The organism is Streptomyces sp. BE303, assembly GCF_036290945.1.
GTDB lineage: Bacteria > Actinomycetota > Actinomycetes > Streptomycetales > Streptomycetaceae > Kitasatospora.
This window is the reverse complement of record NZ_JAQYWZ010000866.1, coordinates 1-441: the sequence shown is the minus strand read 5'-3', so window position 1 is coordinate 441 and position 441 is coordinate 1. Positions and strand designations below refer to the sequence as shown.

The window sequence follows — 441 nt, the reverse complement described above, 5'->3', positions numbered from 1 at the left end:
GGGGCTGTTCGGGATCTCGCCGCGCGAGGCGCTGGCGCGGGACCAGCAGCATCGGTTGCTGATGGAGAGGTCGTGGGAGGCGTTCGAACGGGCCGGGGTCGACCCGCTGTCGCTCCGCGGCGAGCAGGTCGGCGTGTTCGCCGGATCCAACGGTCAGGACGACGTCGCGCTGCTGGACGCCGGGTCCGAGGACGTCGCGTACTCGGCGGGCCACCTCGGCACCGGGATCGCGGCGAGCGTGCTGTCCGGCCGCGTCTCGTACTCGGTCGGCCAGGAGGGGCCGGCGGTGACGGTGGACCCGGCGTGCTCGTCGTCGCTGGTCGCGCTGCACCGGGCCGCGCCGGCGCTGCGGGCGGGCGCGTGCTCGAGGGCGCGGGGCGGCGGCGTCTCCGGGAGGGCGACCGCGGCGGTGGGGGGGGGGGGGTCGCGGCGGCGCGGGCG

1 protein-coding gene is annotated in these 441 nt (G+C 78.2%); it reads left to right on the top strand.

What is annotated here, in order from left to right:
• Positions 1–441, top strand: a 441-nt coding sequence (locus PUR56_RS31225) for a beta-ketoacyl synthase N-terminal-like domain-containing protein (RefSeq protein ID WP_329951439.1), incomplete at both ends; no start/stop codon positions are given.